Source organism: Pedobacter sp. (assembly GCF_041645105.1).
Taxonomy (GTDB): domain Bacteria; phylum Bacteroidota; class Bacteroidia; order Sphingobacteriales; family Sphingobacteriaceae; genus Pedobacter.
Map to the genome: position 1 here is coordinate 936377 of NZ_JBAZQQ010000001.1, position 14656 is coordinate 951032.

Here is a 14656-nt window from a genome sequence, read left to right on the forward strand (position 1 = left end):
TTATTCTTCTTTATTTCATGAGTATGTCATTTGTTTTATTCAAACTCTGATTTTAATATACTCATAACTTCTTTGATGGTCTCCTCTTCTAAATCGGTACGTTTCACCAACTCATCAACAGAAAGTGCTAATACACTCTTAGCTGTATCACAACCAATCGACTTTAGCTCATCAATGATCCAGCTATCGATTTCATCCGAAAATTCTTCGATATCCACATCTTCATCTTCTTCACCTGCTTCGCGGTAAACATCAATTTCATAACCTGTCAATTTACCAGCAAGTTTAATATTATGTCCACCACGTCCAATTGCCAATGAAACCTGATCTGGTTTCAAATAAACTGAAGCATGTTTAGTCTCATCATCTAATTTAATAGATGTGATTTTTGCCGGGCTTAATGCCCTTGTAATATATAGTGAGATGTTGTTTGTAAAGTTAATTACATCAATATTCTCGTTTTTAAGCTCTCTAACAATACCATGGATACGTGAACCTTTCATACCAACACAAGCTCCTACCGGATCAATTCTGTCATCATAAGACTCAACGGCAACCTTAGCACGCTCTCCTGGTTCACGAACAATTTTCTTAATTGTAATTAAACCGTCGAAAATCTCAGGAACCTCGATTTCAAATAAGCGCTGTAAGAACTCAGGAGCAATCCTTGAAATGATAATCTTCGGAGTTGCATTAACCATATCAACTTTCAAAATCACCGCACGTACAGAATCCCCTTTCTTGAAATAATCAGCGGGAATCTGTTCTGTTTTCGGCATCATCAACTCATTACCTTCATCGTCAAGAACCAAAGTTTCTTTTTTCCAAACCTGATAAACCTCACCGGTAACAATCTCACCAACCCTATCCTTATATTTTTTAAAGATTTCGTCTTTCTCTAATTCCAGTACTTTAGAAACCAGTGTCTGACGGGCAGCTAAAATAGCCCTGCGGCCAAAGCTTTCCAAAGTGATCTGCTCAATGTAGTCGTCACCAACTTCCATATCCGCATCTAATTGTTTCACTTCTGCCAATTCAATTTCTAAATCATCGTCTTCAGAAAAGCCATCTTCCATAACTTTTCTAGTACGCCAGATCTCTAAATCTCCGTTATCAGGGTTAACAATTACGTCACAATTCTCGTCTGTACCATACTTTTTCCGCAGCATACTGCGAAATACCTCTTCCAGCACACTAATCACTGTAGGACGGTCGATGTTCTTGAAGTCCTTAAACTCTTGGAATGAATCGATTAAATTAATATTGCTCATTTTTATTTAAATGAAATTAAAACCTTTGTTTCTGTTATATTATCAAAGTTTATACTGGTTTCAACCAACTGAACTTTCTTACCTTTTTCTTTAACCTTGGCAGCAATGGTTATGCTGTTGTCATCAGCACTTAACAATTGTCCTTCTTTGATCTCACCACCAGCTAGTTTTACACTTAACTCCCTACCAATATTTTTAACATATTGTCTTTTCAATCGCAGCGGCTCACCTACACCTGGAGAAGAAACCTCAAGGTTATACGCTTTCTCAATCGTATTTTCCTCTTCCAAATGAAAGCCTACATGTCTGCTAATGGCTGCACAATCCTGGATACTAATCCCCTCATCGCCGTCAACATGAATAATAAGCTTATTGTTTGGTAGCATTTTTACCTCAACTAAAAAAAGTTCCGGCCTGTCCGAAATCTTCTCTTCAACTAATTCTATCACTCTTTTTTCTACCTGCATAACCAATTTGCCAATAACAGAAAAAAGGGGACTTCTGCCCCCTCTTACCTCTATTACTGCGCAAATGTATGAAATATTTTTGGAAATACCAAAAGAGGGTAAAACAAGGCTTGACGGAGACAGACTGAATATTTTCTTCGGCAATGCATAATAGTAAGTCCATGATAACTCCATACTAAGTCCATGTTTTATAATTAAAATATGGACTTAGTATGAAAATAATATAAAAGGACTATGGATGTACTATGAAGTATAGTCAAGCCGTTACACAGCTTTAGTTCAATTTCAATGCGACGGAAATAAATGAGTGCTAATGCAAAATCAAGCACACTAAAGAACTCCTCACCTGCTCAGCGCCTTCTGTAAAGGGCGAACACCAGTGGAAAGCTCTCCTTTTAACAGAGCTTTCAAATCGCCAAACTTACTATTCAAATGTGTAATCACTAAATACTCCCTCCCTTTTACAAAAGACCGTTCTGGAATAAAAACAAGATTACTATCCGTTAACTGGAATTTTCCATTAATAGCATGCTCTTTAAAAGTCGTGTCCAATACGCCTGGCATTTCCAAAATTGAAACAAGACTTTTAAATGTAGAGTCGTCAGCACCAAACTCTTGCAGCTGGTTTAATCCTACCCGATCTATATGATTGAAAACAATTGAAGAACTGTCAGCAGAAAAGTCGATCAAAAGTGGCTTATTATTTGTTGAAGAACAGCCAAACAGCAAACAAGCAAACAACAAAACAGTTATATGCTGTAATAAACATCTATTCATATCACTAAATTAATCATTATGAGACTAATTATCGAAATCTTACTCATGGGCCTCGTTGTTTTTATTGGCGCCCGACTTGTTCCTGGGGTATCTATTGACGGATACGGAACTGCAATTATTGCCGCCATCTTAATTGCACTGGCAAATGCCACCATAGGGTTTATTTTAAGGATACTTACATTTCCTGTTAATTTTTTAACCCTTGGTCTAGTTTCCTTTATTATTTCTGTACTAATGATCTTATTGGTATCCAATATCATGAGTGGATTTCATGTTAACGATTTCTGGGCGGCAGCATTTCTTGCAATTGTAATAGCAATCATAAAAGCAATTTTTGGAGCTATTGCAGGGTCGGATAAAGATTAACCAAAAAATAAAAGGCGGATATCCAGATCAATCTGAATACCCGCCCTAATTACATTTTTATTTTCTATCTAATGATCTCTCTTGAGATTACCATTTTCTGGATTTCAGAGGTCCCTTCATAAATCTGAGTAATTTTTGCATCGCGCATTAAACGCTCAACATGGTATTCTTTAACAAATCCATATCCTCCATGAATCTGAACTGCTTCAACAGTTACATCCATTGCCACTTTAGACGCATATAGCTTTGCCATAGAACCCGCAAGTGTATAAGGCTGTCCTTGATCTTTTAACCACGCGGCTTTATAAACCAACATTCTGGCAGCCTCAATTTGTGTTGCCATATCAGCCAGCTTAAAAGCAATTGCCTGATGTTCAGCAATTGGCTTTCCAAATGATTTGCGTTGTTTTGCATATTCCAGCGCAAGTTCGTAAGCACCTGCAGCGATACCTAAAGCCTGGGCTGCTATACCAATACGACCTCCTTCAAGTGTTTTCATCGCAAACTTAAAACCAAAACCATTCTCACCAATACGGTTCTCCTTCGGAACCTTAACATCATTAAACATCAAAGAATGGGTATCAGAGCCACGAATACCCAACTTATTTTCTTTGGGGCCCACTGTAAAACCTTCCATATCTTTTTCAACGATAAAAGCATTAATGCCTTTATGCCTTAAAGATTTATCTGTTTGTGCAATAACCAGATAAGTTGAGGCCGTACCACCATTTGTTATCCAGTTTTTCGTGCCGTTTAAAAGATAATAATCCCCCATATCTTCAGCCGTCGTTTGTTGCGAAGTCGCATCGGAGCCAGCTTCAGGTTCTGATAAACAGAAAGCACCGATCTTTTCTCCGGCAGCCAATGGCTTTAAATATTTTTCTTTTTGAAATTCAGAACCGTAAGATTCTAAACCGTAGCAAACAAGCGAGTTGTTCACAGAGACTACAACAGAAGCTGAGGCATCGATTTTAGACAGCTCTTCCATTACCAAAACATACGAAAGCGCATCAAGACCACTTCCGTTATATTTTTCTGACACCATCATCCCCAGAAATCCGAGTTCGCCCAATTTTTTCACTTGTTCGGTTGGAAATTTCTGATGCTCATCTCTCTCGATGACGCCAGGCTTTAGTTCATTCTGCGCGAAATCCCTTGCCGCCTGCTGTATCATCAATTGTTCTTCACTTAATTGAAATAGCATAATAATATTGTAAAATAATAAGTTATGCCAAATTTATATATTATCAAGCAGATTACTATGGCTGCATAACAATTATTTCAATAAATGATTGTTATCATCAGGGAATACAAGAATAGGGTGATATTTCTTAGCTTCTTCAATAGGCAAAGAACCGTAAGACATAATAATCAGGATGTCACCTACCTGAACTTTTCTAGCTGTAGCACCGTTTAAACAAACCGTACCACTACCGCGAGCTCCTTTGATCACATAAGTCTCAAACCGCTCGCCATTATTATTGTTTACGATTTGTACTTTCTCGTTAGGAATAATATTGGCCGCATCCATTAAATCCTCATCAATGGTGATGCTTCCAACATAATTCAGTTCCGCCTGTGTTACTCTAACGCGGTGTATTTTCGATTTTAATATCTCGATAATCATGTTGCAAAGTTAACTAATTTTATGAATGGGTAGTTTTATCTATTTTCAATTGAGTATCATATTATCGATAAGACGGGTCTCACCAACCTTTGCTGCAACAAGGGCAACAATGTCATGATGACTTTTATCATTTTCTGGCAGTAGAGTTTCACCGTTAGCAACAATGAAATAATCAAGCTCTACACCCGGAGTATCATTGATAATCGCTTTCGCCTTTTCAACCAATTCCGGGATACTCCAATCTGAAAAACTGTCTTTCACAAAAGATAATGCCTTGCTTAATACAAGTGCATTTGTCCGGTCTTTAGCTGAAAGGTGAATATTTCTTGAGCTCATTGCCAGGCCATCATCTTCTCTTATAATCGGACATGACACAATCTGAATCGGCATATTGAAATGCGCAACCATATTCTTGATCATAAGAACCTGCTGAAAGTCTTTCTGACCAAAGAAAGCAACATCAGGATTTACAGCATCGAATAATTTCTTTACAATCTGCGTCACCCCCTGATAATGTCCCTTTCTAAATTCCCCTTCTAACAGGAATTCAGCAGGGCCAAGATCTATATGCCATACCTCTGGCTCAGGATACATTTCAGTTACGGAAGGCATAAATACCACATCGCAACCAGCTTCTTCAAGCATCTTCATATCATGCTCCAAGGGCCGGGGATATTTCTCCAGATCTTTAGGGTCGGTAAACTGCGTTGGGTTCACAAATATACTGCAAACCACCACATCAGCCTGCTGCTGCGCTATGTTAATCAGCGATACATGTCCTTTATGCAAGGCGCCCATGGTAGGCACTAAGGCAACTTTCTGTTGGTCCAACTTAATGGGCCCAAGCAACGACTTTAATGCCGCTATGGTATTTATTACTTTCAAACCAGCGTATAAAATTTCAGGGTGCAAAGTTGGTTATTTATACATTCCCAACAAAACATCTTGCGTATAATCTTGATAAATGTTATTATTTTGCTTACCTTTGCCCCTTGATAATCTTTTCTTTAACATAAATTTTTATTTAGAATATGGAGATGGCAAAAACGAAGCTACTGATTGTTACACACGAGATGTCGCCTTTCCTTGAACTCACAAAGATTTCTGAAATTACCCGTCAATTACCACAGGCAATGCAGGATAAAGGATTTGAGATCCGCATTTTGATGCCGAGGTTTGGGAATATTAATGAAAGAAGGAACAGATTGCACGAAGTTATCCGTTTGTCAGGAATGAACATCATTATCGACGACAATGACAACCCATTAATCATTAAAGTTGCTTCTATTCCAGCTGCACGTATGCAGGTATACTTCCTTGACAATGAAGATTACTTTCAGCGCAAGTATGTATTTAGGGACAAAGAAGACAAGTTCTATGCAGATAATGACGAAAGAACAATTTTCTTCTGTAAAGGCGCATTAGAAACAGTTAAGAAATTAGGATGGGCTCCTGATATTGTTCATTGCCATGGCTGGATGACGTCATTGGTACCCGCTTATATCAAGACTACTTATAAAAACGACCCTACTTTTAAGAATTCAAAAGTTGTTTACTCTATTTATGAGAACTGCTTCACTGAAACTTTAAATGCTGATATGCATAAAAAGGCAATCATGAATTCTATGACTGCTGATGACACTAAAATGTTTGAGAATGCAGACTGCAACACTTTACACACTGGAGCGATAACTTACTCTGATGCAGTTGTATTAGCAGCTGAAAACATAGATAGCAATGTGTTAAAATTTGTTAAAGATTCTAATAAACCAACTTTAGCTTATAATTTAACAGAAAATTTTGAAAACTTCTATGCTTTGTATGAGGAGATTTCAAGTGAAGAATTGGCTTCAATAGCATAAACTAAGGCATTATTAAATCATATATGAAATTTACAAAACAAGACTTATTAACCATGTTGATAGGTCTTTTTCTTTTTGCATCTTGTAAAGACTCCAATACTATCGGATTGGATCTGGATAGCGAGTTCGAAATCAAGGGTAAACTGATGGACACTACAACTGTTAAATCAAAAACTCTTACGGATGATCCCACATCTGGTGTCGGATTACTTAGACATCCATTAGGCTTTCTAAATGACGATACTTTTGGCACTACAAATGCCAGTATTTCTATGGCAGTGGGAATTCCTGGTAACACGTATTATGATTTTGGTAAAGATCCTGCGATTGACTCTGCTGTACTTGTATTGCCATACGCTCCTCAATTTTATGGAGATACCACAACCTCTAATTTCACCATTAAGGTAAATCAGCTTACAAATGATATTTCTAAAGAGACTTCATACCTGACTAGTAAAGATTGGCCTGCTGATGATGCGAATGTATTAGGAAGCTATATTGGAAAAGTCAAACCAAGTACGAAATTTAAAGTTACTGATATTGTAAGCGGGGGGCCTGACACCCTGAAATCAGTAATCCCTCAGATCAGAATTCCCCTGAACAAGAACTATATTCAAACTCATATTATTGAACTGGATTCTATAACCAGATCAACTGCCAATAACTTCTTTAAATCATTTAAAGGCCTTAAAGTAAGTCCAACTTTAACAGCTGGTAAGGGTGGAATTATGTTCATGGATCTTTATAACACAGAGGGCAAACTTGAAATTTATTATAAAAAACAAAATAAAACTACCACAACTGCAAGAGATACGGCAATGGTAGCCTTTCCAATCGGAAGAAACTCCGGTCCTGTTACTGCAACCATAAAACATGCCTATATAGGAGATGTAAAAACTCAAGTAGAGGACAACAACCCTAATTCTAGTTATAGTGTAACCTACTTACAAGCTTTAGCTGGATTAAAAAACAAAATTTCTTTCCCTTATTTAAAGGATTTTCTTGCCAATTCTAAAAAACCGGAAAACGGTGGTGGCCCAAACACAAAGATCATTGTAAATAAAGCAGAATTAGTGGTCGACTTAAGCAATGGCTCAGATGCTTTACCTTTTAGCGCATCACAGCGCCTTGCTTTATACAGATTTGACATAGCTGGACAAAGAGCTAATGTACCTGATAATGACAACAGCATTCAGGGCGTCTACAACGGAGATCCCAGAGCACTTGGAAATGAACTTTTATTCGGTGGCTATTTCGATTCTGTAAACAGAAGATATATATTTACCATTACAAGTTATGTACAGGATTTATTGGACGGTAAAACTGAAGACTACGGAACTTTCTTAGCTCCTAGTTCATTAACTGAATTCAACATAAGCCCCCCTGTGACTTCAGCATCACGCTCTGTTATAAACGCATACAAGAAAAATGCCGCTCCAACAGACAAGAGATTGAGATTAAACATTTATTATACACAGATCAATTAAATATATCTGTATATATCGTCAAATCCCCCGAGATTAATTAATTTCGGGGGATTATTTTTTTATACTAAACAAAAACCTATTGTATGTGTGGAATAGTTGGTTACATCGGCCATAGAGAAGCCTGGCCTATTGTCATTAAAGGACTTAAAAGATTAGAATACCGTGGCTACGACAGCGCGGGTATTGCCTTAATTAATAACACAGGATTAAACATCTATAAAAAAGCCGGCAAAGTACAGGAGCTTGAAAACTTTGCTGAAGGAAAGAACTTATCAGGAACGATTGGTATCGGACATACCAGATGGGCAACACATGGTGCACCATCTGATAGAAATTCACATCCTCATACATCAAACAACGGCAAGCTGACCATTATCCATAACGGCATTATTGAAAACTATGCTACGCTGAAAGAAGAACTGCTAACCAGGGGTCATGAATTCAAAAGTGATACTGATACAGAAGTCCTGGTTCACCTCATCGAAGAGATTTATAAAAACGACAATACCGATCTTTTAGAAGCTGTCAGATTAGCACTTAATGAGGTGAGTGGAGCCTATGCAATTGTGGTGATGGACGAAGATCAACCAGAACAATTAATTGCCGCAAGAAAAGGTAGTCCGATGGTAATCGGTGTTGGCGAAGGAGAATACTTCATTGCTTCTGATGCTACTCCTATTGTAGAATACACTAAGAATGTAATCTATTTAAACGATAATGAAATTGCTTTTATTAAGCGGGATGAATTATTGATCAAGCGTCTGGATAATGTTATCCAAAGTCCATACATCCAGGAGTTAGAACTAAAACTGGAAATGCTTGAAAAAGGTGGCTATGAACATTTCATGTTGAAAGAAATCTTTGAGCAATCTCGTTCTATCAGAGACTGTATGCGTGGACGTATATATCCAAACGAGGGACTAGTGCAACTTGGAGGGATTAAGGAATATGCTGAAAAATTAAAGAACATAGACCGCATCATTATAGTGGCATGCGGCACTTCATGGCATGCGGGATTGGTTGGTGAATATCTGATCGAAGAATATGCGCGCATCCCAGTTGAAGTGGAATATGCTTCTGAATTTAGGTATCGTAATCCTATTATTACCGAAAAGGATGTAGTAATTGCCATTTCTCAATCTGGTGAAACGGCAGATACAATGGCTGCTATTGAAATGGCCAAAGAAAAAGGAGCAACTATTTTTGGTGTATGTAATGTTGTTGGGGCATCTATCCCAAGACTAACCGATGCAGGCGTTTATACCCACGCGGGTCCTGAAATCGGCGTAGCCTCTACGAAGGCTTTTACAGCCCAGGTTACTGTGCTTACGCTAATGGCATTCTATATGGCTCAACAAAAAGGGACTATAACTCGTTCTAAAATGGTAGAGCTGCTAACAGAGTTGGATACTATCCCTGAAAAGATAGAGATAGCGCTACAATCTAACGAGATGATTATGGAAATTTCTGAGAAATTCAAGGACTCAAGAAATTGCCTGTTCCTTGGAAGAGGAAGCGGTTTCCCTGTTGCCCTGGAAGGCGCTTTGAAGCTCAAGGAGATCTCATACATCCACGCCGAAGGTTATCCCGCTGCGGAGATGAAGCATGGTCCTATCGCCTTAATTGACGAAGAAATGCCTGTTGTTGTAATCGCCACTAAAAACTCATCTTATGAAAAGGTGATCAGCAACATCCAAGAGGTAAAAGCCAGGAAAGGAATTGTTCTTGCCATTGTTACTCAGGGAGATGTTGAGGTTAGAAAAATGGCTGATTATTGCATAGAAATACCTGATGCAAGTGAAGCGTTTTTACCTTTAATAGCAACGATACCATTGCAATTATTGTCTTATCATATTGCCGTACTTCGTGGTTGTAATGTTGACCAACCAAGGAACCTGGCAAAGTCAGTTACTGTAGAATAATAATGTCAGGCTGTATCCGATCCAATCAGATACAGCCTTTTACTAACGTAGTCAAAACGGCAAATCTCCGGATGGGTCTGTTGTACCAGGTGTACCTGTAACATCAGTATACTCTGTTTCGCTTTTTGGCGTAGTGTTCTCTGTACTAATTGGCGTTTGCTCGAAATCGCTTTTCCTACCCAGAATAGTAAAATTCTCAGCAACAACCTCTGTTACATACTTCTTAACCTTTTCTCTATCTTCAAAAGAGCGTGTACGTAATTTACCTTCAATATAAACGAGTTTACCTTTTGACAAGTACTTAGAAGCAACTTCAGCAAGTCCTCTCCACAAAACAATATTATGCCACTCCGTTTGCTCTATTCTTTTCCCGTCTTTATTATAGGTCTCGGATGTTGCTAATGGAAAACTTGCAACAGTTACGCCTCCGTCTAAATGCCGGACTTCAGGATCTTTTCCCAGATGTCCAACTAAAATAACTTTGTTAATGCCTGACATGAATTATGGTTTTTCTAAATAATTAAAATTAGTTTTTATAAAATTGGCAATCACTTTGGGATGTGGTAATTCATTAAATTCTTGCAGCGAAACCCATTTTATATCTGCATCCTCACTAAAGTTAATGATATAATTATCTAAACCAAAAAATTGAACATATATAGTTTGGTGTGTCAATAAATGTTTTTGCTGACTTAAGGCTGTGATATTAGTATTGTTCCCGAATAATTTTTGCAATTGTTCAGAAAAACTAGCGGATGCCTCCTGATAATTTTTCTCAGTTTCAATCAATGGAAAATCATAAAGCTCTTGCCATATGTCTCCAGAGTTTCGCTTCTTCACAAGAATCCTGTCTTCTTCTCTAACTACAAAATAATTAAAATAGCGCGTCCGCTTCTTTAACTTATTCAACTTAACAGGCAATGCATTTACCTTGTTTTGTTGATAAGCATAACATTCGGATTGCAATGGACAAACGCTACAATCAGGCGATTTTGGCTTGCATTGTAATGCGCCAAATTCCATAATAGCCTGATTATACACCGAGGCATCCTGATCTTCGATAAGTTCCTGGGCCAATGTCAAGAACTGCTTTTTGCCATTACTGGAGTTTATGGGTTCTGCTATGCCAAAAAAACGCGACAATACCCTGAACACATTTCCATCAAGCACAGCTTTACGTTCATTTGCGGAAAATGAGGCGATAGCTGCCGCTGTATAATCTCCTATTCCTTTTAATTTTACCAGTGAATCGTAATTTGTGGGGAATATACCATCATGCTGATCGCGTATCTGGATGGCCGTAAATAGCATATTCCGACCTCTAGAATAATACCCCAGCCCTTGCCACAGTTTCAAAATCTGAGTTTCTGTTGCCGCAGCAAAGTCAACCACTGTAGGGTAATTTTCCAAGAACCTGTTAAAATAAGGAAGTCCCTGTTCAACCCTTGTTTGCTGTAAAATAACCTCAGACAACCAGATCACATAGGCGTCATTTGTTCCACGCCAGGGCAGATCTCTTTTATATTTTAAATACCAGTTTAGGACTTCAGATTGAAAACTCATGCTGGTAAAATTACGGTGTAAATATTTGATTTTCGTAAAACTTGCAATCCGGTGATCGAAGATCTGACAAATAAATCATCTTTTATTTTCCTATCTCATTAAAAAGCAATACTTTTGCAACCCCAAAACATTTATAAAATACAACACACAGTAAATTAATAAAAACAAAAATATGACTAAGGCAGATATTATTTCAGAGATATCAACGAAAACAGGAATAGAAAAGGTAGATGTACAAGAAACCGTTGAGGCATTTTTCAAGGTCATCAAAAACAGTATGATCGGTGGCGAAAATGTTTATGTTAGAGGTTTTGGTAGCTTTGTTGTAAAAAAGAGAGCACAAAAAACAGCTAGAAATATTTCTAAAAATACCGCTATTATTATCCCAGAACATTTTGTACCAAGCTTTAAACCGGCAAAAGTATTTGTTGACAAGGTAAAAAACAGCACTAAAAAACTTAGCGTAGAAGCTTAATAGCCATGATAAAAAGTATCCGTTCCAAACAAATTGTATTAATAGGCGCAATAGTGATGCTTGTAGCATTTTTGTTTACGAGGGATATTAAAGGTCTGGTAAAACCAAAAGAAGATACTACTGCAGCTGTTCCTGCAGGCGGCGAAATGGCTCCGGCAGAAACAGCTGTTATTGATTTAACACAGGTATCTACTTCAAGTAAAAACATGTTAAGCGCCAGCCTTTCAACAGAGATCACCTCATTAGAAAACGCCTTTAAAACAGCTTCAGAGAGCAAGAAAGTTTCTGCAGCTAAATTACTGGCTCAGAAATGGGATGATCTGGAGCAAGCAGTTCCAAGTGCTTTATATCTGGAAATCATTTCAGAGAAAGAGCCTACCTTGAATAACTGGTTGTTAACAGGTGAAAGGTTTATGAAAGCTTTCGAAAATACCCGCGATAGTTTATTGCAACCTGCATTGTTACAAAAAGCGAACACTGCTTATACACATGCAATGGCAATAGATTCGACTAGCGCAGACGCTAAAAGCGGCCTTGGTATTACCATCGTTAATGGTATGGGCATGCCAATGCAGGGTATAGCCATGCTGATGGATGTAGTAAAAAAAGATCCTAAGAATTTAAAAGCAAATATGAGTTTAGGAACTTTCGCTATGAAGTCAGGTCAGTTCGACAAAGCAATCATAAGATTTAATGACATTATTGCGATCAAGCCTTCTCCAGAAGCTTACTTCTATTTAGGTACTTCTTACGAGAATCTTGGAAAAAATAATGAAGCAATTAATGCTTATTTAGAAAGCAAGAAATTAGCTGCTAATGCAACTTTATCAAAATTCATTGACGATAAAGTAAGTGCATTACAAAACAAAAAATAATAAACAGATTTAAAATATTTAAAATTTAAAACTATGCCAAGCGGTAAAAAAAGAAAAAGACATAAAATGGCTACTCACAAACGCAAAAAACGTTTAAGAAAAAACAGACATAAGAAAAAATAATTTTTCTTAATGTAATTGCTCAACAACTAAGGCTAGGATTTGATCGTAGCCTTAGTTGTTGGTAGCAATGTTTTTTTTTATTGTCCATGTGTTAATAAAGCAGCAATGCTTTAAAATCTGTAGCTTTTGGTAAAGGAACTAATTATAGATTCATCTCCTTCGGGAGTAACCATAGCTTTAGTTGAAGACAAACAACTTGTAGAACTTCACAAGGAGCAGATCAATAACAATTACGCTGTTGGCGACATTTATTTAGGCCGCATAAAGAAAATTATGCCGGGCTTAAACGCCGCGTTTGTTGATGTTGGTTACGAAAAAGATGCATTTTTGCATTATTTCGATCTTGGTCCTCAAGTTCAATCTTTAATAAAGCTTACTAAAATTAAGCGTAACGGCTCCGTTAATGGCACACTATTAGATAATTTCAAATTAGAAGAGGACATTAACAAAGCAGGTAAAATATCAGAGGTGGTAAACAAAAACCTTATATTACCTGTCCAGATCGCTAAAGAACCCATCTCAACAAAAGGACCCCGTTTAAGTTCTGATCTCTCTATTGCAGGAAGATATATTGTATTGGTACCCTTCTCTAATGTAATCTCTATTTCTAAAAAGATTAAGAGCAATACCGAACGTAATCGCTTAAAAAAGATTATCGAAAGTATTAAGCCTAAGAATTTTGGTGTAATTATTAGAACCGTGTCTGAAGGAAAAGGTGTTGCTGAATTGCAAAAAGATCTTACTGATTCTGTAGCAAAATGGGAAAACTTCATTAAGAAGTTACCTGATGCAGAACCTTCTAAACGTGTTTGGGGTGAGATGGACCGTACTTCAACGCTGATCCGTGATATTTTAAGTACAGACTTCACGAATGTTTATGTAAATGATAACAGCCTTTTTGAGGATATCCGCTCTTATGTGCATGAGATATCTCCGGAAATGGAAAAAATTGTTAAACAGTACAAACATAAGGAGCCTATATTTGAACATTTCGGTATCGAAAAGCAAATAAAAAATGCTTTCGGAAAAACGGTAAACCTGGCTGGTGGAGCATACTTGGTGGTAGAGCATACCGAAGCCTTACACGTTGTTGACGTAAACAGCGGTAATAGAACTGCGAGTAAAGAAAATCAGGAAGAGAATGCACTTCAGGTAAACAAAGAGGCGGCTAAAGAAATTGCCCGTCAACTACGTTTACGTGATATGGGTGGTATTGTCGTTGTCGATTTTATCGATATGCATAAGCCGGCAAACAGAAAAATATTGTTCGATCACTTAAGAGATCTGATGATGTTGGACCGCGCTAAACATACCATACTCCCTCCAAGTAAATTCGGACTTGTTCAAATTACCCGTCAGCGTGTAAGACCGGAGATGAACATCGTAACCAGCGAGAAATGTCCTACCTGTGACGGTACGGGAGAAATCAAGGCAAGTATTGTTTTAATGGATGACATTGAAAACAATCTGACCTATATTTTGCAGGAGCAAAACGAAAAAAATATTACGCTTTGTGTACACCCATACATCGAAGCATACATTAAAAAAGGATTGATTTCTTTGCAGTGGAAATGGTTCTTTAAATTTGGACAGCGTATAAAGGTTAAGGCTGTGCCATCTTATAATCTCACTGAATTCCATTTTATTTCTTCAAAAGACGAAGAGATCAAATTATAATAACAATGTATTTTGTTTAAATAGGCCTGATTTCATTAAAGACTTCAGGCCTGTTTTTTTAAACAGTTCTTTATCTCCCGCATATTTCTAAATTTTAGCCTAAATTCGTATGTCCCTATTGAACGCCACCATCACAATGGTATAAACCCCTTCAATAAGGTAAT

15 protein-coding genes are annotated in these 14656 nt (G+C 37.5%); 7 read left to right on the forward strand and 8 right to left on the reverse strand.

Annotation, left to right across the window (positions count from 1 at the left end; translation table 11 throughout):
- Positions 1-35: 35 nt before the first annotated feature.
- The 3 genes from nusA to WC623_RS03895 all read right to left on the reverse strand — a co-directional run bounded on the left by nusA (position 36) and on the right by WC623_RS03895 (position 2515).
- The gene (gene nusA / locus WC623_RS03885) at positions 36-1271 is read right to left on the reverse strand and encodes a transcription termination factor NusA (protein WP_372848201.1); all 1236 of its coding nucleotides are present in this window, start codon (positions 1269-1271) and stop codon (positions 36-38) included.
- Between the two features lie 2 nt (positions 1272-1273).
- Positions 1274-1738 (reverse strand): ribosome assembly cofactor RimP, encoded by a 465-nt coding sequence (gene rimP, locus WC623_RS03890; RefSeq protein ID WP_372848975.1) that lies wholly within the window; start codon positions 1736-1738, stop codon positions 1274-1276.
- A gap of 342 nt (positions 1739-2080) precedes the next feature.
- A complete protein-coding gene (locus tag WC623_RS03895; RefSeq protein ID WP_372848202.1) occupies positions 2081-2515 on the reverse strand; it encodes a hypothetical protein in 435 nt (144 codons plus the stop codon).
- An 18-nt stretch (positions 2516-2533) separates the two neighbouring features.
- On the opposite strand from WC623_RS03895, the gene WC623_RS03900 reads away from it, so the two are divergent.
- Positions 2534-2881, forward strand: coding sequence for a phage holin family protein (locus WC623_RS03900; RefSeq protein WP_372848203.1), 348 nt, complete (start codon positions 2534-2536; stop codon positions 2879-2881).
- A 64-nt stretch (positions 2882-2945) separates the two neighbouring features.
- Here the strand turns inward: WC623_RS03900 and WC623_RS03905 are convergent, their stop codons facing one another.
- The 3 genes from WC623_RS03905 to panC form a co-directional block, all read right to left on the reverse strand.
- Positions 2946-4085, reverse strand: a complete 1140-nt coding sequence (locus tag WC623_RS03905) for an acyl-CoA dehydrogenase (protein ID WP_372848204.1) — start codon at positions 4083-4085, stop codon at positions 2946-2948.
- Positions 4086-4157: 72 nt separating this feature from the next.
- Positions 4158-4508, reverse strand: coding sequence for an aspartate 1-decarboxylase (gene panD / locus WC623_RS03910; RefSeq protein ID WP_372848205.1), 351 nt, complete (start codon positions 4506-4508; stop codon positions 4158-4160).
- 45 nt (positions 4509-4553) lie between these two features.
- Complete coding sequence (gene panC / locus WC623_RS03915) at positions 4554-5393, reverse strand: pantoate--beta-alanine ligase (protein ID WP_372848206.1); 840 nt, start codon at positions 5391-5393, stop codon at positions 4554-4556.
- 152 nt (positions 5394-5545) lie between these two features.
- Between panC and WC623_RS03920 the strand changes: the two genes are divergently transcribed.
- The 3 genes from WC623_RS03920 (at position 5546) to glmS (ending at position 9779) form a co-directional block, all read left to right on the forward strand.
- A complete protein-coding gene (locus WC623_RS03920; RefSeq protein ID WP_372848207.1) occupies positions 5546-6370 on the forward strand; it encodes a glycogen/starch synthase in 825 nt (274 codons plus the stop codon).
- Between the two features lie 23 nt (positions 6371-6393).
- Entirely contained in the window at positions 6394-7857 is a 1464-nt protein-coding gene (locus WC623_RS03925) for a DUF4270 family protein (protein ID WP_372848208.1), read from the forward strand.
- 83 nt (positions 7858-7940) lie between these two features.
- Positions 7941-9779 carry a glutamine--fructose-6-phosphate transaminase (isomerizing) gene (gene glmS, locus WC623_RS03930; protein WP_372848209.1) on the forward strand — a complete coding sequence of 613 codons (1839 nt, stop codon included), beginning with the start codon at positions 7941-7943 and terminating at the stop codon, positions 9777-9779.
- A gap of 51 nt (positions 9780-9830) precedes the next feature.
- Here the strand turns inward: glmS and WC623_RS03935 are convergent, their stop codons facing one another.
- Both WC623_RS03935 and mutY read right to left on the reverse strand, forming a co-directional pair.
- On the reverse strand, positions 9831-10277 hold the full coding sequence (locus WC623_RS03935; RefSeq protein ID WP_372848210.1) for a single-stranded DNA-binding protein: 447 nt from the start codon (positions 10275-10277) through the stop codon (positions 9831-9833).
- 3 nt (positions 10278-10280) lie between these two features.
- The gene (gene mutY / locus WC623_RS03940; RefSeq protein WP_372848211.1) at positions 10281-11342 is read right to left on the reverse strand and encodes an A/G-specific adenine glycosylase; all 1062 of its coding nucleotides are present in this window, start codon (positions 11340-11342) and stop codon (positions 10281-10283) included.
- Positions 11343-11514: 172 nt separating this feature from the next.
- Between mutY and WC623_RS03945 the strand changes: the two genes are divergently transcribed.
- The 3 genes from WC623_RS03945 (at position 11515) to WC623_RS03955 (ending at position 14492) form a co-directional block, all read left to right on the forward strand.
- On the forward strand, positions 11515-11817 hold the full coding sequence (locus tag WC623_RS03945) for an HU family DNA-binding protein (protein ID WP_349783920.1): 303 nt from the start codon (positions 11515-11517) through the stop codon (positions 11815-11817).
- 5 nt (positions 11818-11822) lie between these two features.
- Entirely contained in the window at positions 11823-12692 is an 870-nt protein-coding gene (locus WC623_RS03950; protein ID WP_372848212.1) for a tetratricopeptide repeat protein, read from the forward strand.
- A 249-nt stretch (positions 12693-12941) separates the two neighbouring features.
- Complete coding sequence (locus tag WC623_RS03955; RefSeq protein WP_372848213.1) at positions 12942-14492, forward strand: ribonuclease E/G; 1551 nt, start codon at positions 12942-12944, stop codon at positions 14490-14492.
- Positions 14493-14656: the final 164 nt, after the last annotated feature.

Bases quoted from the DNA above. Each gene is read 5' to 3' on its own strand.
- mutY (WP_372848211.1), bottom strand. From the start codon at position 11,342: ATGAGTTTTCAATCTGAAGTCCTAAACTGGTATTTAAAATATAAAAGA.
- WC623_RS03900 (WP_372848203.1), top strand. From the start codon at position 2,534: ATGAGACTAATTATCGAAATCTTACTCATGGGCCTCGTTGTTTTTATT.
- WC623_RS03950 (WP_372848212.1), top strand. From the start codon at position 11,823: ATGATAAAAAGTATCCGTTCCAAACAAATTGTATTAATAGGCGCAATA.
- WC623_RS03895 (WP_372848202.1), bottom strand. From the start codon at position 2,515: ATGAATAGATGTTTATTACAGCATATAACTGTTTTGTTGTTTGCTTGT.
- panD (WP_372848205.1), bottom strand. From the start codon at position 4,508: ATGATTATCGAGATATTAAAATCGAAAATACACCGCGTTAGAGTAACA.
- nusA (WP_372848201.1), bottom strand. From the start codon at position 1,271: ATGAGCAATATTAATTTAATCGATTCATTCCAAGAGTTTAAGGACTTC.
- WC623_RS03935 (WP_372848210.1), bottom strand. From the start codon at position 10,277: ATGTCAGGCATTAACAAAGTTATTTTAGTTGGACATCTGGGAAAAGAT.
- rimP (WP_372848975.1), bottom strand. From the start codon at position 1,738: ATGCAGGTAGAAAAAAGAGTGATAGAATTAGTTGAAGAGAAGATTTCG.
- WC623_RS03920 (WP_372848207.1), top strand. From the start codon at position 5,546: ATGGCAAAAACGAAGCTACTGATTGTTACACACGAGATGTCGCCTTTC.
- WC623_RS03945 (WP_349783920.1), top strand. From the start codon at position 11,515: ATGACTAAGGCAGATATTATTTCAGAGATATCAACGAAAACAGGAATA.
- WC623_RS03905 (WP_372848204.1), bottom strand. From the start codon at position 4,085: ATGCTATTTCAATTAAGTGAAGAACAATTGATGATACAGCAGGCGGCA.
- glmS (WP_372848209.1), top strand. From the start codon at position 7,941: ATGTGTGGAATAGTTGGTTACATCGGCCATAGAGAAGCCTGGCCTATT.
- WC623_RS03925 (WP_372848208.1), top strand. From the start codon at position 6,394: ATGAAATTTACAAAACAAGACTTATTAACCATGTTGATAGGTCTTTTT.